Origin of the sequence: Terrabacter tumescens (genome assembly GCF_014646815.1) — a bacterium.
GTDB classification, from domain to species: domain Bacteria; phylum Actinomycetota; class Actinomycetes; order Actinomycetales; family Dermatophilaceae; genus Terrabacter; species Terrabacter tumescens.
Map to the genome: position 1 here is coordinate 202,761 of NZ_BMNZ01000001.1, position 18,258 is coordinate 221,018.

The 18,258-nt window shown below is 72.4% G+C and carries 15 protein-coding genes and 1 riboswitch; of the genes, 12 read left to right on the top strand and 3 right to left on the bottom strand.

What is annotated here, in order from left to right; all coding sequences use genetic code 11:
- The first annotated feature begins 138 nt into the window (after positions 1-138).
- The 3 genes from dapA to IEY30_RS00975 all read left to right on the top strand — a co-directional run bounded on the left by dapA (position 139) and on the right by IEY30_RS00975 (position 3,916).
- The gene (gene dapA, locus IEY30_RS00965) at positions 139-1,050 is read left to right on the top strand and encodes a 4-hydroxy-tetrahydrodipicolinate synthase (RefSeq protein ID WP_030146535.1); all 912 of its coding nucleotides are present in this window, start codon (positions 139-141) and stop codon (positions 1,048-1,050) included.
- Positions 1,051-1,116: 66 nt separating this feature from the next.
- Positions 1,117-2,802 carry a ribonuclease J gene (locus tag IEY30_RS00970; protein WP_030146534.1) on the top strand — a complete coding sequence of 562 codons (1,686 nt, stop codon included), beginning with the start codon at positions 1,117-1,119 and terminating at the stop codon, positions 2,800-2,802.
- A gap of 1 nt (position 2,803) precedes the next feature.
- Positions 2,804-3,916, top strand: coding sequence for an endonuclease/exonuclease/phosphatase family protein (locus IEY30_RS00975; protein ID WP_229674776.1), 1,113 nt, complete (start codon positions 2,804-2,806; stop codon positions 3,914-3,916).
- Between the two features lie 46 nt (positions 3,917-3,962).
- On the opposite strand, the gene IEY30_RS00980 is transcribed toward IEY30_RS00975, so the two are convergent.
- Positions 3,963-5,372 (bottom strand): aminotransferase class V-fold PLP-dependent enzyme, encoded by a 1,410-nt coding sequence (locus IEY30_RS00980; RefSeq protein WP_030146532.1) that lies wholly within the window; start codon positions 5,370-5,372, stop codon positions 3,963-3,965.
- Between the two features lie 35 nt (positions 5,373-5,407).
- Positions 5,408-5,533, bottom strand: a riboswitch (SAM riboswitch).
- 223 nt (positions 5,534-5,756) lie between these two features.
- On the opposite strand from IEY30_RS00980, the gene IEY30_RS00985 reads away from it, so the two are divergent.
- Both IEY30_RS00985 and IEY30_RS00990 read left to right on the top strand, forming a co-directional pair.
- Entirely contained in the window at positions 5,757-8,714 is a 2,958-nt protein-coding gene (locus tag IEY30_RS00985) for an FtsK/SpoIIIE family DNA translocase (RefSeq protein ID WP_229674777.1), read from the top strand.
- A 98-nt stretch (positions 8,715-8,812) separates the two neighbouring features.
- Positions 8,813-9,556, top strand: a complete 744-nt coding sequence (locus IEY30_RS00990; RefSeq protein ID WP_030146530.1) for an ion channel — start codon at positions 8,813-8,815, stop codon at positions 9,554-9,556.
- Between the two features lie 45 nt (positions 9,557-9,601).
- On the opposite strand, the gene IEY30_RS00995 is transcribed toward IEY30_RS00990, so the two are convergent.
- On the bottom strand, positions 9,602-10,822 hold the full coding sequence (locus tag IEY30_RS00995) for a dipeptidase (protein WP_030146529.1): 1,221 nt from the start codon (positions 10,820-10,822) through the stop codon (positions 9,602-9,604).
- 28 nt (positions 10,823-10,850) lie between these two features.
- Between IEY30_RS00995 and rimO the strand changes: the two genes are divergently transcribed.
- From rimO to IEY30_RS01025, 6 genes are read left to right on the top strand one after another with little or no spacing between them, the layout of a single operon-like run.
- Positions 10,851-12,371 carry a 30S ribosomal protein S12 methylthiotransferase RimO gene (gene rimO, locus IEY30_RS01000; protein WP_030146528.1) on the top strand — a complete coding sequence of 507 codons (1,521 nt, stop codon included), beginning with the start codon at positions 10,851-10,853 and terminating at the stop codon, positions 12,369-12,371.
- The gene (gene pgsA, locus IEY30_RS01005; RefSeq protein WP_081920284.1) at positions 12,368-13,153 is read left to right on the top strand and encodes a CDP-diacylglycerol--glycerol-3-phosphate 3-phosphatidyltransferase; all 786 of its coding nucleotides are present in this window, start codon (positions 12,368-12,370) and stop codon (positions 13,151-13,153) included. The genes rimO and pgsA overlap by 4 nt, the downstream gene beginning before the upstream one ends.
- 1 nt (position 13,154) lies before the next feature.
- A complete protein-coding gene (locus IEY30_RS01010) occupies positions 13,155-13,736 on the top strand; it encodes a CinA family protein (protein WP_030146526.1) in 582 nt (193 codons plus the stop codon).
- An 11-nt stretch (positions 13,737-13,747) separates the two neighbouring features.
- Positions 13,748-14,050: a helix-turn-helix domain-containing protein gene (locus IEY30_RS01015; protein ID WP_030146525.1), complete on the top strand. Its 303-nt coding sequence runs from the start codon at positions 13,748-13,750 to the stop codon at positions 14,048-14,050.
- A 17-nt stretch (positions 14,051-14,067) separates the two neighbouring features.
- Positions 14,068-14,943 (top strand): serine hydrolase, encoded by an 876-nt coding sequence (locus tag IEY30_RS01020; RefSeq protein WP_162180976.1) that lies wholly within the window; start codon positions 14,068-14,070, stop codon positions 14,941-14,943.
- Positions 14,940-16,046: a dipeptide epimerase gene (locus IEY30_RS01025; protein WP_030146523.1), complete on the top strand. Its 1,107-nt coding sequence runs from the start codon at positions 14,940-14,942 to the stop codon at positions 16,044-16,046. The genes IEY30_RS01020 and IEY30_RS01025 overlap by 4 nt, the downstream gene beginning before the upstream one ends.
- Positions 16,047-16,122: 76 nt before the next feature.
- On the opposite strand, the gene IEY30_RS01030 is transcribed toward IEY30_RS01025, so the two are convergent.
- Positions 16,123-17,739 carry a DUF3352 domain-containing protein gene (locus IEY30_RS01030; RefSeq protein WP_030146522.1) on the bottom strand — a complete coding sequence of 539 codons (1,617 nt, stop codon included), beginning with the start codon at positions 17,737-17,739 and terminating at the stop codon, positions 16,123-16,125.
- Between the two features lie 159 nt (positions 17,740-17,898).
- On the opposite strand from IEY30_RS01030, the gene IEY30_RS01035 reads away from it, so the two are divergent.
- The gene (locus IEY30_RS01035; RefSeq protein ID WP_081920282.1) at positions 17,899-18,147 is read left to right on the top strand and encodes a DUF3046 domain-containing protein; all 249 of its coding nucleotides are present in this window, start codon (positions 17,899-17,901) and stop codon (positions 18,145-18,147) included.
- Positions 18,148-18,258 lie beyond the last annotated feature (111 nt).

An 18,258-nucleotide genomic window follows, 5' to 3' on the forward strand; every position in this document is an offset into this window, starting at 1 on the left:
CGAGCGAGTAGTGCCTCGCCATTGTCATGCCCCCGGAGGGACGGCTGTCAGCGCCCGGGAAGGTTCGGTGTGGGCGCGGTGTCGGCGTGGCGTGGGCGTGGCGTCGTGCCCGGTCACACGGGCGCTAACCTTGGGCGCATGGCTGACGCACCCGCCCTCGGACGTGTTCTCTCGGCGATGGTCACGCCCATGCGGCCCGACGGCTCCATCGACCTCGACGCCGCTCAACGGGTCGCGACCCACCTCGTCGACGCCGGGCACGACGGCCTCGTCGTCTCGGGCACGACCGGCGAGTCGCCCACCACCTCGGCCGACGAGAAGGACGAGCTGCTCCGGGCCGTCATCGAGGCCGTCGGCGACCGGTGCGTCGTCATCGCCGGCGCCGGCAGCAACGACACGGCCAAGAGCGTCGAGTCGGTGCGCCTGGCGCAGAAGGCCGGCGCGGACGCCGTGCTGGCCGTCACGCCCTACTACAACAAGCCGCCGCAGGCCGGCCTCGTCGCCCACTTCACGGCGCTCGCCGACGCCTCGGACCTGCCCGTCATGGTCTACGACATCCCGGGGCGCTCCGGCATCGCCATCGAGCGCGAGACCTACCTGCGCATCGCCGAGCACGACCGCATCACCGCAGTGAAGGACGCCCGGGGCGACCTCTGGTTCGCCGGCGCGATCATGCAGGAGACCGGCCTCGACTGGTACTCCGGCGACGACGCCATGAACCTCCCGCACTTCGTCAACGGCGCGGTCGGCTTCGTCGGCGTCACCTCCCAGGTGGCCCCGGTGGACTACCGCGAGATGGCCGACGCCGTCGTCGCAGGCCGTTGGGAGGACGCACGCGCCGTCCACCGGCGCCTCGTGCCGATCGTCGACGCCATCATGAACGTCACGCAGGGCGCGATCATGGCCAAGGCCGGTCTCGCGCTCCAGGGCGTCATCGACTCCCCGGCGGTCCGCCTGCCCCTCGTGCCCGCCGACGACCACCAGACCGCGCTCGTCCGCGCCGCCCTCTCGCAGCTCTCGGCAACCTCCGAGCGCCCGGCGGCAGGATGACCGCCCCCACGACCTCCGACCGGCGCCCCTGACGGCCCGGCAGCACCACCGAATGACAGGACACCTGTGAGCCACCCCCACCCCGAGCTGAGCACGCCCCCCGCCCTCCCCGACAACGGCCTGCGGGTCGTCGCGCTCGGGGGGCTCGGCGAGGTCGGCCGCAACATGGCCGTGCTCGAGACGAAGGGCAAGCTGCTCGTCATCGACTGCGGCGTGCTCTTCCCCGAGGACCACCACCCCGGGGTCGACCTCATCCTCCCGGACTTCAGCTACATCGCCGACCGGCTCGACGACATCGTGGCGATCGTGCTCACCCACGGCCACGAGGACCACATCGGCGCCGTGCCCTACCTGCTCAAGCTCAAGGGCGACATCCCGATCATCGGCTCGACGCTGACCCTCGCCCTCGTCGAGGCCAAGCTCAAGGAGCACCGCATCCGGCCGTACTCCATGGCGGTCAAGGAGGGCCAGCGCGAGAAGCTCGGCGTCTTCGACCTCGAGTTCGTCGCCGTCAACCACTCGATCCCCGACGCGCTCGCCGTCTTCGTGCGCACCGAGGCCGGCACGCTGCTGCACACCGGCGACTTCAAGATGGACCAGCTGCCGCTCGACGGGCGCCTGACCGACCTGCGCGCCTTCGCCCGGCTCGGCGAGGAGGGCGTCGACCTCTTCCTCACCGACTCGACCAACGCCGACGTCCCGGGCTTCACGACGCCCGAGCTCGAGATCGCGCCCGCCATCGACAAGGTCTTCCGCCACGCGGAGCGCCGGATCATCGTGGCCTGCTTCAGCAGCCACGTGCACCGCGTCCAGCAGGTCCTCGACGCCGCCGAGAAGGCCGGCCGCAAGGTCGCCATGGTCGGCCGGTCGATGGTGCGCAACATGGGGATCGCGGCCGAGCTCGGCTACCTCCGGGTGCCCGACGGCATCCTCATCGACATCAAGAAGATCGACAGCCTGCGCGACGACGAGCTCGTCCTCATCTGCACCGGCTCGCAGGGTGAGCCGATGGCGGCCCTGTCGCGGATGGCCAACCGTGAGCACCGCATCGACGTCGGTCCGGGCGACACCGTGCTGCTCGCGAGCAGCCTCATCCCGGGCAACGAGAACGCCGTCTACCGCATCATCAACGGCCTGATGCGCCTCGGCGCCACCGTCGTGCACAAGGGCAACGCCAAGGTCCACGTCTCGGGCCACGCCAGCGCCGGCGAGCTGCTCTACTGCTACAACATCGTCAAGCCCCGCAACGTCCTGCCCGTGCACGGCGAGTGGCGGCACATGTACGCCAACGCCCAGCTCGCCATCGCCTCCGGCGTCCCCGAGGACCAGGTCGTCCTTGCCGAGGACGGCGTCGTCGTCGACCTCGTCGACGGGGTGGCCGAGGTGACCGGCGTCGTCGAGTGCGGCTACGTCTACGTCGACGGCAGCAGCGTGGGCGGCGCCGACGAGGCGCTGCTCAAGGACCGCCGCATCCTGCGCGACGAGGGCTTCATCACCTGCGTCGTCGTGCTCGACGCCGCCACCGGCAAGATCGCGAGCGGCCCCGAGATCACCGCCCGCGGTTTCGTCGAGGACGCCGAGATCTTCCAGCAGGTCATCCCGAAGGTCGAGCGCGCCATCGAGGAGGCCGTCGCCAAGGGCGTCAGCGACGACCAGCAGCTCCAGCAGGTCATCCGCCGTGCCGTCGGCTCGTGGGTGGGCGGCAAGATCCGCCGCCGACCGATGATCATCCCGGTCGTGCTGCAGGCCTGAGGTGACGGTGCGCGAGGTCGACGGGGGGCTCGACACGGGGGACGACACGGGGGTCGACACGGGGGTCGGCGGGGCTGTCGAGCACGCCGACGACGGACCGGACCAGCCCGACCACTCTGCCGAGACGGATCTCGACGAGCACCGGCGCCCGCGTCACGGGCGCTGGGTCGACGTCGCCATCGGCGTCGTCCTGGTCGGCCTCGGCGCCGTCGGGGCGCTGCGCTGGTACGACTCCACGGCATACCCCGTCGTCGTGCTCCAGACGGCAGGGCCGTTCGTCGTCGTGGGCCTCGGCCTGCTGGCCGTCGCGACGCTCGTGCTCCGTCGCTGGTGGATGCTGCTTCCGGTCGTCGCCGTGCTCGCGGTGGCTGTGACCGTCGCGGCCCCGGCCTTCCGGGCCACGACGTCGCCCAAGGCCGAGCGCGACCTCACGGTCATGTCGGCCAACGTGTGGATCGGGGAGGCCAACGCCGTCCAGCTCATGGAGGCCGTGCGCTACCACTCCGTCGACGTGCTCGTCCTGACCGAGGCGACGCCGGCGATGCTGCGCCGTCTCGACGCCGAGGGCGCCACCGACTACTTCTCCCAGCGCGAGGGGGTGGCGCGCGCCGGGACGTTCACCGGGACGATGGTGCTCTCGCGCTACCCGCTCACGGTGATCGACCGCGGCGCCGACCCGGCCGTCCAGGGCACCGACAGCGTCCAGCCCGAGCTTGACGTCACCGCTCCGGAGGGCACGGTCCGCCTCAAGGTCGCCCACCCCACGGCTCCGCTCCGGGGCGACACCGAGCAGTGGCGGGCGGGGCTGCGTGCCCTCGACTCGTGGAAGCAGCGGCTCGACGGCGACGAGCTGCTCGTCATGGCCGGCGACTTCAACGCCGGCTTCGGCCACCCCGGTTTCCGCGACCTCGCCGCCGGGCTCGAGGACGCCCAGCGCACCGCCGGCCAGGGCTGGGTGCGCACCTGGCCGTTCGCGGGCAACCGGCTGCCGGCGTTCGCGGCGCTCGACCACCTGCTGAGCCGGGGCCTGACGGTCGTCGCGGCCGGGCAGGTCGCCTACAACCGCGCCGACCACGCGGCGGTGTGGGCGAGCTACCACCTGCCGGCGCGCTGAGGCGGGACCGCAGACGCGGCCCCCGACGTCTTCAGGGACGCCGGCGTCACCATGGGCGCTCGACCTCGACGTCGCGCGGGTCGGTGCCCTCGACGGCCCAGCCGGACCCGGTGAGGGTCCACGTGCCGTCGGTGCCGTGCTCGACGAGCCGCGCGACGGCCGCGACGAGGCGCTCGACGCCCTCGAGGGTGCTGCCGAGGCCGATGCTCACTCGCACGGCGGTGGCCGCGCGCTCGCCCCACGGGTCCTCGAGCAGCTCGTCGACGAGCAGGTGGGCGCAGAACTTGCCGTCGCGCACCCCGATGCCGTGCTCGACGGACAGGACCTGCGAGACGAGAGAGGAGTCCCAGCCCTCGACGGTGAAGGCGACGACGCCGACCCGGTCGCTGTCCTCGCCGAAGATCGAGAGCACCTCGACGCCGGCGACCTCGTCGAGCCCGGCGCGCAGCCGCTCGAGCAGGCGCGACTCGTGCTCCTCGATGGCCTCACGGTGACGGGCGATCGTCGAGCAGGCCGCGGCCAGTGCGATGGCGCCGATGACGTTGGGGCTGCCTCCCTCGTGGCGGGCCGGGCCGGTGGCCCATGTCGTGCCGTCCTCGGTCACCGACCGGGTGGCGCCGCCGCCGACGAGGTAGGGGCTGCCGGCGTCGAGCCAGTCGGAGCGCCCGGCCAGCACGCCCGCGCCGTAGGGGGCGTACGTCTTGTGGCCGGAGAACGCGACGTAGTCGGCGTCCCACTCGGCGAGGTCGATGGTGCGGTGCGCCGACAGCTGGGCGGCGTCGACGGCGATCCGCGCGCCGTGCTGGTGCGCGAGGGTGGCGAAGCGCTCGACGGGCCAGACCTCACCGGTGACGTTCGAGGCGGCCGCGACGACGACGAGACGGTGGCGCGAAGGGTGGTCGGCCAGCGCCTCCTCGAGGAGGGCGTGCGCGTCCTCGACCGTCTGCGGGACGGGCAGGCGCACGGTGCGGAAGCGGCCCCAGGGCAGCAGGGTCGAGTGGTGCTCGGAGTCGAAGACGAAGACGGTCGTGCGGCTCGGGAGCGCCTTGCTCAGCAGGGCCCACGAGTCAGTGGTCGTGCGGGTGAAGACGACCGAGTCGCCCTCGCGTGCGCCGACGAACGCCGCGACCTCCTCACGGGCCTGCTCGTACCACGTGCTCGTCAGGCGCGAGGCGAAGCCGGCGCCGCGGTGCACCGAGGAGTAGGTCTCGAGCGCGCGGTCGACCGCCGCCTTGACCGTCTCCAGCGCGGGCGTCGACGCGGCGTGGTCGAGGTTGGCGTATGCCGTCTCGCCGTGGAGGGTGGGCACGCGCAGTCCCGCACCAACGACGGTGGGCAGCGTGCGCGACTCGGGCACCACGTGCAGGGCGCGGGTGCGCACGGCGGGGGCGGGGGAGTTGCCGCAGAGGGAGGCGGCGGGGTGCGTCGAGTCAAGGGTCGAGGGAAGGACCGACATGAGGGTGCTCCTGGGTCGTGGACCCACCCGGTGCGGGTCCGCGCTTGCCGACCTCGATGACGCGAACGGATCGAGGGCGGCCAGGTCGTCACCCGGAGCACCCCACCGCGGAGGAGGGTTGCTGACCAGCGAGCCGGGGCTTGTCGCTGGCACTCATGACCTGCGACGACGATAGGGGGAGGCCTCGCGGACTGTCCACCGGTCGGTCCTCGGGTGTCGCGATCTGAGACGCGGGCAGGCGTGCGACCCCACCCGCGGAGGCTCGGCGGCCGCGCCGATCGGGCCACCCGGCATACGCGACGGGGTTGCGCCGCCCTCCAGTCGGTCGTCGCTGTTGCGCGTGTGACGCGTGAGTTCAGCGGTGCGTTGACGTACGGTGCGAGCATGGCGTCACGTCCGTCCAACAGCCCACGCTCGAGCACCACTGCGGCCACCCGTGCCAAGGGGTCCTCCGGCGGGGCCACGTCGCGCCCGCCCGCAGCCCGGTCGACCCGGCCCGCGCAGCGCAAGCCGGCTGCCCGCAAGCCGGCCGCCAAGACCCCGACCAAGACGGCCTCCAAGGCGCGCGGCGGGGGTCTGCCCTTCCCGTTGGGCGCGATGCGCAACACGTGGATGGGCGTCTCGCACATGGCCGGGGGAGCGGTGCGCCGCGTCGGCCACAGCGCCGCCGACCTCGAGCCCGAGCACAAGCGTGACGGCATCGGCTTCTCCCTCATCGCGCTCGCGATCGTCGTCGCCGCCCGCGAGTGGTGGGGCGTCTCGGGCACCTTCGGCCAAGTCGTGCACGCGGTCTTCGCCGGTACGTTCGGCCGCGTCGCGTATGCCGTCCCGCTCGTCCTGCTCGCCCTCGGCCTGCGCATGCTGCGTGCGCCGCAGGACGACGCGGCGACCAACCGCATCGTCGTCGGCACCATCGCGCTGACCTTCGCGGCGTGCGGCCTGTCGCACCTCGCCGACGGCATCCCCAACCCGCCCGACGGCGCCGACGGCATGCGGGCGGCCGGCGGCATCCTCGGCTTCCTCGCCTCGAGCCCGCTCGCCGCCGCCGTCTCGACCTACGGCGCCCTCGTGCTGCTCATCCTGCTCGGGCTCTTCGGCCTGCTCGTCATCACGGCCACACCGGTCAACATGATCCCGACCCGGATGCGCCAGCTGCGCGCCCTCGTCATCGACCGCGGCCACGGCGACGACGACCAGGGGCTCGACGAGCTCGACGACGCCCCGGCCGCGGCCGTCAAGCGCGCCCGCCGCAAGCCCGTCGACCTGTCCGACCGCGACGGCGACGAGGCCTTCCGCCAGGCCGCGCAGAAGGCGCTCGAGGAGGACACGACGACCCGCCCGCGACCCGGTGAGAAGCGCCCGACGCCTCCCGGCCTGGTCGTTCCGCGCCCCGGCGGCGAGAAGGGCGAGCGCGTCATCGACGCCACCGACCCGAAGACGCTCGGTGCGCCCGACACGGGCAAGGTCGGCCCCAAGGCCGAGCTCATCCCGCCGCCCATGTCGGAGCTGCCGGCCCGCGTCGAGCAGCTGAGCCTCGGCGGCGACATCACCTACCGCCTGCCCGACCCGGCGATGCTGACCCCCGGCGCGCCGCACAAGACGCGCAGCGAGACCAACGACCGCGTCGTCGAGTCGCTGACCGGCGTCTTCGACCAGTTCGATATCGACGCCGCCGTCACCGGCTTCACGCGCGGCCCGACGGTCACGCGCTACGAGGTCGAGCTCGGCTCGGGCACCAAGGTCGAGCGCGTCACCGCCCTCTCCAAGAACATCGCGTATGCCGTCGCGTCGGCCGACGTGCGCATCCTCAGCCCGATCCCGGGCAAGTCCGCCATCGGCATCGAGATCCCGAACCTCGACCGCGAGAACGTCGCGCTCGGCGACGTGCTGCGCAGCCACACCGCCCGCAGCAACGAGCACCCGATGGTCATGGGTGTCGGCAAGGACGTCGAGGGCGCCTACGTCATCGCCAACCTCGCGAAGATGCCCCACCTGCTCGTCGCCGGCGCCACGGGCTCGGGCAAGTCGAGCTTCGTCAACTCGATGATCACCTCGATCCTCATGCGCTCGACGCCCGAGGAGGTGCGCCTCATCCTCGTGGACCCGAAGCGCGTCGAGCTCACGGCATACGAAGGCATCCCGCACCTCATCACGCCGATCATCACGAACCCCAAGAAGGCCGCCGAGGCGCTCGCCTGGGTCGTCAAGGAGATGGACCAGCGCTACGACGACCTCGCGGCGTTCGGCTTCAAGCACGTCGACGACTTCAACAAGGCGGTCCGTGCCGGCAAGGTCAAGCCGCTGCCGGGGTCCGAGCGCCAGATCACGACCTACCCGTACCTGCTCGTCGTCGTCGACGAGCTCGCCGACCTCATGATGGTCGCGCCGCGCGACGTCGAGGAGTCGGTCGTGCGCATCACCCAGCTCGCGCGAGCCGCCGGCATCCACCTCGTGCTGGCGACGCAGCGACCGTCGGTCGACGTCGTCACCGGCCTCATCAAGGCCAACGTGCCCTCGCGGATGGCGTTCGCGACGAGCTCGCTCGCCGACAGCCGTGTCGTGCTCGACCAGCCCGGCGCAGAGAAGCTCATCGGCCAGGGTGACGCGCTGTTCCTGCCGATGGGTGCGAGCAAGCCGATGCGTGTGCAGGGCGCGTGGGTCAACGAGTCCGAGATCCACGAGGTCGTCAAGTTCGTCACGACCCAGCTCAAGCCCAACTACGTCGAGAACGTCACCGTCGCGGCGCCCAAGAAGCAGATCGACGACGACATCGGCGACGACCTCGACGTGCTGCTGCAGGCGACGGAGCTCGTCGTCACGACGCAGTTCGGGTCCACGTCGATGCTCCAGCGCAAGCTGCGCGTCGGCTTCGCAAAGGCCGGTCGCCTCATGGACCTGCTCGAGTCGCGCGGCGTCGTCGGCCCGAGCGAGGGATCCAAGGCCCGCGACGTCCTCGTGCGCCCCGACGACCTCGAGCAGACGCTCGCGCTGCTGCGCGGTGAGGACGTGCCGCACCCCAACGAGCCGATGGACGACGACCTCGCGGAGCTCATCGAGCCCGCAGAGCCGTATGCCGCCCCGCCGGTCGACGTCGAGCCGCCCGAGGTCTCGGCCCACTACGCCGACGAGATCGACGAGCCCGACGAGCCCGAGGTGGCGCCGCAGCGGACGGCCGCGATCGTCGCGCAGCGGGGCGAGCAGCGCCGCGGCGACGAGGAGACGACCGCCGTGCCGACCGCGCAGTGGACTCCGGGTGACATGACGCGCACGGTCGACGAGGACGACGAGGAGTCCGAGGACGCCTGGAACCTCACCGACCGCGGCGGCCGCGAACGCTACTGACGTCCTTCCATGGGAGCCGGTCGCTCAGGGGCACGCTGGACCTCGCGCTGACGGCTCTTGACGCCTTCCTGACGGGGTCCGCGACTAGAGTCCGAGTCGTGAGTGCGTCGCTGGAGCTCTGGCCGTCATCGCCCCGTCGTGCGGGGCCGCCGTCGAGGCTGGATCGTCTGCGCCGCAAGGTCACCGAGCTGCCGTGCGCCCTGCTGCTCTTCGTCCAGCTCGCGGCGCTCGTCGCCTACCCGTTCGTCGAGACGCGCGCCGGTGACGTCCGTGAGACCGGTCGGGCGATCTTCGGCCTCATCGGCCTGCTCGTGCTCTTCCTCGCCGTGCGTGCCGTGCGGGCGACGCCGGCGCTGACGTGGGTGGCGGCCGTGCTCGGCGGTCCCGTCGTGCTGCTGACGATCGCCGAGGCGGTGTGGACCGACAACACGACGATCGCCTTCTGGAGCTCGCTGCTGCACGCGCTCTTCTATTTCTACACGGGCTACGGCCTGCTGCGGTACATGTTCGCCGACAACTGGGTGACCCGCGACGAGCTCTATGCCACGGGTGCGACCTTCACCGTCGTGGCCTGGGGTTTCGCCTACCTCTACGTCGCGGTCCAGATGCTCTGGCCGAACTCGTTCACCATCTACGGCGAGGCCGACCCGGGCACGCGCACGTGGTTCGAGCTGCTCTACCTCTCGATCACGACCATGACCTCGACGGGCCTGTCCGACATCATCGCCGTCGAGCCGCACGCCCGGGCGTTCGTGCTGCTCCAGCAGATCGCGGGCATGCTCTACGTCGCGCTCGTCGTCGCCCGTCTCGTCGGGCTCACGATCGCCCGCTTCCGGCAGTAGCCGGCTTCGCCCACCGAGGGCGTATGCCGTGTGCCCGGGTGGCGCTCAGGCCGTCCCGTCGAGCTCGGCGAAGGTCTTGAGGCTCGGGGCGCGGGTGGTCTGCAGGTCGCGCGACACCGCCTCGACGTCGCGCATGACCCGGAGGGTGTTGCCGCGGACGAGCTTCGCGACGTCGGCGTCGGACCAGGATCGCTCGAGCAGCGCGGCGACCAGGCGCGGATAGCCGCTGACGTCCTCGAGGCCCACGGGGAAGGTGTCGGTGCCGTCGTAGTCGCCGCCGATGCCGACGTGGTCGATGCCGGCGACGTTCCGCACGTGCTCGATGTGCGCGACGACCTGCTCGACGGTGGCGTCGGGCTTGGGGTGCTCGCGCTGCCAGGTGGCGGTGAACCGGCCGAAGGCCTCCCAGTCGCGGGCCTCGACGCCGACCTCGGCGGCCGCGGCCGCCGCCTCGACGCGCCAGGCGGCGGTGGCGGGGGAGACGAACTCGGGCACGAAGGTCACCATGCACACGCCGCCGTTGGCCGGCAGCGCCGCGAGCACGTCGTCGGGCACGTTGCGGGGCGTGTCGCACAGGGCGAGCGCCGAGGAGTGGCTGAAGACCACCGGGGCGTCGGTGGTCTCGAGCGCGGTGCGCATCGTCGTCGCAGCGACATGGCTGAGGTCGACCATCATGCCGAGACGGTTCATCTCGCGCACGACCTCGCGGCCGAACTCGCTGAGCCCGCCGACGACGGGGACGTCAGTCGCGGAGTCGGCCCAGGGGGTGTTGTCGTTGTGCGTCAGGGTCAGGTAGCGCACGCCGAGCACGTGGAGCAGCCGGAGGGTGCCGAGCGAGCAGCCGATCGAGTGGCCGCCCTCGGCCCCGAGCAGCGACGCGAGCCGCCCCGTCGCGGTGGCCGCCTCCACCTCGTCGGCCGTGCGCGCGAGGGCCAGCCGGTCGGCATACGACCCGATCATCCGGTGCACGCCGTCGACCTGCTCGAGGGTCGCGACGACGGCCGAGTCGCCCTGCAGGGTGCTCGGGACGAAGACCGACCAGAACTGCGCCCCGACCCCGCCCTCGGCCAGCCGCGGCAGGTCGGTCTGGGTCGTCCTGAGACGGCTGCCGATGTCGAGGGCGTCGAAGTCGTAGCGGGTCTGCTCGCGGGCCTCCCACGGGAGGTCGTTGTGCCCGTCGACGAGCGGGTGCTCGCGGAGCAGGTCGCGCGCCCTCGCCAGCAGGTCGTCGTGGCCGAGGGGGGCGGTTCCGAGCATGTCGGCCATTGAACACCCCGGCCTCTAGAGTGGACGCATGACCCCTCCCCACCCGAGCGCCGACAGAAGCGTCGCACTCGTCACCCTCGGGTGCACGCGCAACGAGGTCGACTCCGAGGAGCTGGCCGGACGGCTGCTCGCGGAGGGCTGGCGTCTCGTCGACGACGCCGCCGAGGCCGACGTCGCCGTCGTCAACACCTGCGGCTTCGTCGAGCAGGCCAAGAAGGACTCCATCGACGCCCTCCTCGAGGCCTCCGACCTCAAGGGCGACGGCGGGCGCACCCAGAAGGTCGTCGCCGTCGGCTGCCTCGCCGAGCGCTACGGCAAGGAGCTCGCCGACCAGCTGCCCGAGGCCGACGCGGTGCTCGGTTTCGACTCCTACCGCGACATGAGCACGCACCTGCAGACGATCCTCGCGGGCGGCCACGTCGAGAGCCACACGCCTGGCGACCGCCGCACGCTGCTGCCGCTGACCCCGGCCAAGCGCCAGGAGGGTGCAGGCGGCGTCGCGCTGCCCGGTCACGGCGACCACGACGGCGACCACGGCGACACCCAGGGCGCGACCGACGGCGACGTCCGGCCCGACCTCGCCGACGCCGGCGTGCCGACGCCCGCCACCGGCCCCCGCGTCATCCGCGCCCGCCTCGACGGTCGCCCGTGGGCACCGCTCAAGATCGCCTCGGGCTGCGACCGCCGCTGCTCGTTCTGCGCCATCCCGATGTTCCGCGGGGCGTTCCTGTCCCGCCGCCCGGCCGACATCATCGCCGAGGGCCGCTGGCTCGCGCAGCAGGGCGTCAAGGAGCTCTTCCTCGTCTCCGAGAACTCCACGTCCTACGGCAAGGACCTCGGCGACCTCGGGCTGCTCGAGAAGCTGCTGCCGGAGCTGACGGCCATCGAGGGCATCGAGCGCGTCCGCGTCTCCTACCTGCAGCCGGCCGAGATCCGCCCGGGCCTGCTGCGCGCCATGGCCGACACGCCCGGCGTCGTGCCCTACTACGACATCTCCTTCCAGCACGCGTCCGAGCCGCTGCTGCGCTCGATGCGTCGCTTCGGCTCGTGCGAGGCCTTCCTCGAGCTGCTCGGTCGCGTCCGCGCCGACGCCCCGCACGCCGGCATCCGCTGCAACGTCATCGTCGGCTTCCCCGGCGAGACCGAGGCCGACCTCGACGAGCTCGAGGCCTTCCTCACCGAGGCCCGTCTCGACGTCGTCGGCGTCTTCGGCTACTCCGACGAGGACGGCACCGAGGCCGAGGGGTATGCCGGCAAGCTCGCTCCCGAGGTCGTGGCCGAGCGCCTCGACCGCTTCACCCGCCTCGTCGAGGAGCTCAACGCCCAGCGCGCCGAGGAGCGCGTCGGCGAGCGCGTCGTCGTCCTCGTCGAGGAGATCGACGACGAGGAGGGCACCGTCATCGGCCGGGCCGACTTCCAGGGTCCCGACGTCGACGGGGTCACCATCGTGCACGTCCCGGAGGGCGCCCCGGCACCCCAGGTCGGCGACCTCGTGCCGGCCGTCGTCGTCGGCACCGAGGGGATCGACCTCGTCGCGGAGCCGCGATGACGCCGCAGACCTTCCACCGGGGGGAGGGGCCCGCGCCCCGGCCCACCGACTGGAACCTGCCCAACGCCCTGACGGTGCTGCGCTTCCTGCTCGTGCCCGTCTACGCCGTGCTGCTCTTCCAGGACGGCGGCCACGAGCCGTGGTGGCGCTTCTGGGCGTGGGTGGTCTTCGCGCTCGCGGCCGTGACCGACGGCGTCGACGGCAAGATCGCCCGACGCCGCGGTGAGATCACCAACTTCGGCAAGGTCGCCGACCCCATCGCCGACAAGGCCCTGACCGGCACGGCCTTCATCGGCCTGTCGCTGCTCGGGGTCGTGTGGTGGTGGGTGACCGTCGTCATCCTCGTGCGCGAGATCGGCATCACGGTGCTGCGGTTCGTCGTCATCCGGCACGGCGTCATGCCCGCCGGCCGCGGCGGCAAGCTCAAGACGATGCTGCAGACGCTGGCCCTCGGCTCGCTGACCCTGCCGCTGTGGGTCTGGCCGTTCAGTGACGTGCTGACGACCATCGCCTACGTCCTGCTCGGTGCGGCGCTCGTCATGACGGTCGTCAGCGGCGTCGACTACGTCTTCAAGGCGGCCCGCCTCCGGGAGACGAGCGAGCGCACCCGCACGCGGCGTGCGGCTCGGGCGGCCCGCGCCGGGCAGCACGGGACCGGACCGGACGGGACCGGACCGGACGGGGCCGGACCGGACGGGACCGGACCGGACGGGACCGGACCGGACGGGACCGGACATGGCGACACGCCTGCGTCTCCCGAGCGGACGGCGAAGCGGGACTGACGTGGGCGTCGACGACACGCCGGGGTCGCTGCTCGTGGCCGGCCTGACCGCCGCCGGACAGACGCTGGCGTGCGCCGAGTCGCTGACGGCCGGGCTCGTGGCCGCCACGGTCGCCGACACCCCGGGTGCCTCCGTGGTCCTGCTCGGCGGCGTGGTGGCCTATGCCGCGCAGGTCAAGTCGCTGCTGCTCGACGTGCCCACCGAGCTCATCGCCCGGGTGGGCACCGTCGACCCCGCCGTCGCGGTCGCCATGGCCGAGGGCGTACGCCGTCGGCTCGGTGCCACGTGGGGCCTTTCCACGACGGGGGTGGCCGGTCCCGGACCCTCGGAGGGCAAGCCCGCCGGCACCGTGCACGTCGCCGTGGCGGGGCCGTCGGGAACAGCGACGCGTGCGCTGCGGTTGAACGGGACCAGGGCCGAGATCCGCTCGGCCACGGTCGACGCGGTGCTCCGGCTCGCGGTGGAGGAGACGGGCGCCACGCGCCGAACTCCTGCGCCGCCGTGGGAGCCTCGGGGTACGGTAGGGCTGTCGGGCCACCCCGGCGGTGACCCCGCACCGGACCACACGACACCAGCGACCTGAAGGAGGACGGCATGACGACACTGTTGCGACGCGAGCTCGGTGACGTCCTGCGCGAGCGCCGCCGCGCCCAGGGCCGCACCCTCCGCGAGGTCTCCGCGACGGCCTCGGTGTCCCTCGGCTACCTCAGCGAGGTCGAGCGCGGGGAGAAGGAGGCGTCCTCGGAGCTGCTCGCCTCGATCTGCGGCGCGCTCTCGCTGCCGCTGTCCCAGGTGCTCATCGACGTCTCCAGCCGGATGGCCGAGAGCGAGGGGCTCGCACCGACCGTCGCGCTGCCCGTTCCCTCCGGTGACGTGGTGTCGGCCTCCGCCGCCTGATCGTCTACCGTGCTGGGGTGCCCAGCCCCTTCTCGATCCTCGACTCACGACTCGACGAGGCCGCCGCGGCAGCGCGCTCCTCGGGCCCGTCCCGTCCCGCCGTCCTGTCGGTGTGGCTCGGCGACCTGCAGGGTCGGCCCCGCTACGAGCACGACGCCCTCGCGCCGCACTACGCCGCCTCCACCATGAAGCTCCCGCTCGTCGTCGCGGCCTACCGTCGCGCGGTGCGGGGTGAGCTCGACCTCGATGCCCCGGTGACCGTCACGGGCACCTTCGCGTCGGTGCTCGACGGCTCACCGTTCGAGCTCGACGAGTCCGACGACCAGGACCCCGACACGTGGGCGGCCGTCGGTGGCACCCGGACCCTCCGCGAGCTCGCCGAGCAGGCCATCACGCACTCGAGCAACATCGCGACCAACCTGCTCGTCGACGTCGTCGGCCTCGACGAGGTCGCCGAGGTGCTCCGCCTCGTCGGGTGCTCGCCGACGACGGTCGTTGCTCGCGGCATCGAGGACGCGGTCGCGCGCCGGGCCGGGATCACCAACACCGTGACCGCCGCCGACCTCGGCCTGGTCATGGCTGCCGTCGGGCGACGCGACCCGGCTCTCGGCGGTGACGCGGTGCTGGCCCCGGTCGAGGCGCTGCTGGCCCGCCAGGTGCACGTCGACCAGGTGCCGGCCGGGCTGCCGCCGGGCACCCCGACGGCGAGCAAGTCCGGCTGGATCCCCGGTGTGTCCCACGACGTCGCCCTGGTGCGCCCCGAGGGCGAGGAGCCCTTCGTGCTGGCGGTGTGCACGACCGTCGACCTGGACGAGGCGCAGGCAGCAGCCTTGGTCGCCGGGGTGGCCCGCGACGTCTGGGACGCCGAGCACCGGGCGCAGGTGCAGGCATGACGACCATCGAGCGGGTCACGACGACCGCGTCGTCGGTGCCGCTGCACACGCCGTTCGTCACCGCGCTACGCCGCACCGAGACCACCGACACCGTCCTCGTGACCGTCACCGACAGCGACGGCCGCACCGGCTGGGGCGAGGCGCCGCAGGTGTGGCAGGTGACCGGCGAGTCGCTCGCGAGCGCCACGGCGTGTCTCGAGACGATGCTCGCTCCCGCGGTCACCGGCCGGCGCCTCGACGACCGCGACGACCTCACGGCCACGGCCGCCGTCGTCCAGCGCACCGTGGCCCGCAACTTCGGCGCCAAGGCCGCGCTCGACGCCGCGCTGCACGACCTCGTCGCCCGGGCGGAGGGCACCTCGGTGGCCGCCGTCCTCGCGGGTCGGCCGGACGGCATACGCGATGTGCTGACGACCGACGTGACCCTGTCGGCCGGCAAGGCCGACGCGCTCGCGGACACGGCTCGTGCCCGGGTCGCGGACGGCTTCCGCACCCTGAAGATGAAGGTGGGCACCGACGCGAGCACCGACGTGCAGCGGGTCGCGGCGGTGCGCGACGCCGTGGGGCCCGACGTCGCGATCCGCCTCGATGCCAACCAGGGATGGACGCGCGAGGAGGCCGTGCAGGTCATCCGCGCGCTCGAGGTCGCCGACCTCGGGGTCGAGTTCGTCGAGCAGCCCGTCGTGGCCGACGACGTCGAGGGGCTCGCGTGGGTGCGTGAGCGCGTCGGCCTGCCGGTCATGGCCGACGAGTCCTGCTACGGGCGCTTCGACCTCGAACGGATCATCCGGCTCGGCGCGGCTGACCTCGTCAACGTCAAGCTCGCCAAGTGCGGCTCGCTCACGGTGGGACGTGACATGCTGCGGCGCGCGCACGAGGCGGGCCTGCGCACCATCGTCGGCTCGATGATGGAGAGCCACGTCGGGGTGGGCGCCGCGGCTGCCCTCGTCGCGGCCGAGCCGACGACCGAGGTCAGTGACCTCGACGCGGCCTGGTGGTCCCGGCGCTCGCCGGTGGATGGCGGAATCTCTTACTCCGGCAACCAGATCCACGTGCCCGTCGAGGGTGGTTCGGGCATCACGGGGTTCTCCGCAGCCGGCTGACCGCTGCCGTCGCACGACGCCGTTGCACGACGAAGGGCCCCGCCGGAGCGGGGCCCTTCGTGCGTGCGGGAACGGGTCAGTCGCCCACGACGCGGAGCGTGAAGCTGCCCTCGCCGTTGCCCGTGTTGGAGGCGTTGAAGCCGACGGCGCGCAGCGACTCGAGGAACGACTTGGCCTCGCCGTGCACCTGGCCCTGCGCCAGCTTGTCGATCTTGTCGAGGTCGACGAAGAGCGTCGCGTTGGAGCTCGTGACGTCGCCCACCGCCAGCTTGAAGGTGTCGCTGTCGCCCAGCTTGCCGCCGGCCTTGAGGTCGTCGGCGTAGTCGGGCGTCGTGGCGACGAAGACCTTGTCGCCCTCGACCTTGTGGGTCAGGACGTCGCTGCCGACGCCCGCGGTGTCCATGAGACGGCCGACGAGCTCGTCGGCGCGCTTGGCGTCGCTCGAGACGACCTTGGCACCGATCGTGGGCACCTCGGAGTCGAACTTCTGGTCGGGCATCGCGAGGGTGAACGAGCGGCCGAGGAGGACCTTGAGGTCGTCGGGCAGCTTCATGTCGAGCTGCTGCTCGATCGAGCCGATCGGGTCGGACTCGCCCTGGGTGCCGGCGAGGGTCTCGATCTGCTTCTTCAGCGCGGGCCAGGCTCCGTCGACCATCGCGTCGGCGCCCGAGATGTTGATCGCCGCCATGGTGTCGGCCGGGAGGGAGGCCACTTCGGCGCCGTCGCCCTTGACCGACGTCTTGGTGTCGGTGCCGCGCACGACGCCGGCCATCTCGACGTAGTCGGAGTCGAAGCGCAGTGCTGCCGCGACCCGGCCCTTGGCGCCGGCCGGCGGGACGGCCGCGAGGTCCGACGAGCCGCTCAGCTTCTGGATCTCCTTGAGGCCCGAACCCATGTCGAACCAGGCCGACACGACGCCCTGCTCGCCGAGGGCGTTCATGTCCTCGGTGAAGGTGGTGTTCTGGGCCAGCGACCCCTTGTCGACGGCGGCGAGCGTGGTGTCGCCGACGCCGCGCGGCGTGATGATGGCGTAGCCGTTCTTCATCCGCAGCTCGGTGTCGCCCTTCGCGTCGCAGGCGAAGAGCTTGGTCAGGGTGTCCTTGGCGGCGCCCTCGTCCTTGACCTGGACGGCGATGGCGACGTTGGGGGCATCGGACGTGCCGCCGGGGCGGATCGCGGCACCGACGCGGTCACCGAGCCAGGGCGCGATGTCGTTGTCGTAGCTGAACTTCGCGACGCAGTCGTTGCTGGCGTCCTTGGAGGCGAGCTCCCACAGCTTCTTGCGCGGGTCGTCGCTGCCCAGGGTGTCCTTGACCTGGGGGAGCTTGCCGAGGAAGCGCACCGCGGCGATCTTCTGGCCCGCGGAGGGGTCGATGTCGAGGCGGAAGTAGGCGTACGCGTCGCCGGGCAGCACCTCGGCGGGCTGCGAGCCGCCACCGCTCAGTGTCTGGAAGGCGAAGGCCCCGGCGCCGCCGAGGACCAGCGCGGTGACGACGCCGCCGACGAGCAGGCCGGTCCGCTTGCGGCTGCCCGCGGGCGTGGGCTGGGGGTCGTCGGAGAGGGTGACCCCGCCCGGGACCGCTTGGGTCGCCCCGGAGGGTGAGGCAGGCGTGGGGTAGGAGTAGGGCTGGGCGGACCCGTGGGCCGGCTGGTCGATGGGCGCCCCGGAGGGTCCCTGCGTGGGCTCGTTCATGGTGTTGCTCCCCTGGAAAGAGTTCGGTGTGCCGCACGGCCTCGCGCGGGACGAGTGGACGATACCGGTACGGCAGGCCGTCCGCGGCCGGTTGTGGTAACGCTCCGACGACGGTTTCGCGCGGATCGGTTCCGGGTGTCGGGGTGGCACACTGCTGGGGTGCGGATCAGCCACTTCTGGACCTTGATGGACGCCGAGTTCGGCCCGGCGTATGCCGGGTCGCTCGCCCGCGACCACGTGCTGGGTGCGCTCGGCAACCGCACGGTCGTGCAGGCGCTCGCCGACGGAGAGCCGCCGCGGGCAGTCTGGGAGGCCCTCTGCACGGACATGGACGTCCCGCCGGAGCGGCGGCTCGGCCGGGACGTCCGGGTGGCCCGCGGGGCCCAGGGCGGTCAGACCGGCCGCTGACCGGCGTGTCGCAGCGACCTCGAACACCTGTTCGGTAGTGTTCTCCACAGGTCCTGCGCCACCACCCGCATCGTCCACAGGCCGTCTCGTGGTCCACCCGATGTCGGCGCC

Excerpts from the sequence above, each read along its gene's own strand:
- dapA (WP_030146535.1), top strand. The coding sequence starts at position 139 with ATGGCTGACGCACCCGCCCTCGGACGTGTTCTCTCGGCGATGGTCACG.
- IEY30_RS00980 (WP_030146532.1), bottom strand. The coding sequence starts at position 5,372 with ATGTCGGTCCTTCCCTCGACCCTTGACTCGACGCACCCCGCCGCCTCC.
- IEY30_RS00985 (WP_229674777.1), top strand. The coding sequence starts at position 5,757 with ATGGCGTCACGTCCGTCCAACAGCCCACGCTCGAGCACCACTGCGGCC.
- IEY30_RS00995 (WP_030146529.1), bottom strand. The coding sequence starts at position 10,822 with ATGGCCGACATGCTCGGAACCGCCCCCCTCGGCCACGACGACCTGCTG.
- rimO (WP_030146528.1), top strand. The coding sequence starts at position 10,851 with ATGACCCCTCCCCACCCGAGCGCCGACAGAAGCGTCGCACTCGTCACC.
- pgsA (WP_081920284.1), top strand. The coding sequence starts at position 12,368 with ATGACGCCGCAGACCTTCCACCGGGGGGAGGGGCCCGCGCCCCGGCCC.
- IEY30_RS01015 (WP_030146525.1), top strand. The coding sequence starts at position 13,748 with ATGACGACACTGTTGCGACGCGAGCTCGGTGACGTCCTGCGCGAGCGC.
- IEY30_RS01025 (WP_030146523.1), top strand. The coding sequence starts at position 14,940 with ATGACGACCATCGAGCGGGTCACGACGACCGCGTCGTCGGTGCCGCTG.
- IEY30_RS01030 (WP_030146522.1), bottom strand. The coding sequence starts at position 17,739 with ATGAACGAGCCCACGCAGGGACCCTCCGGGGCGCCCATCGACCAGCCG.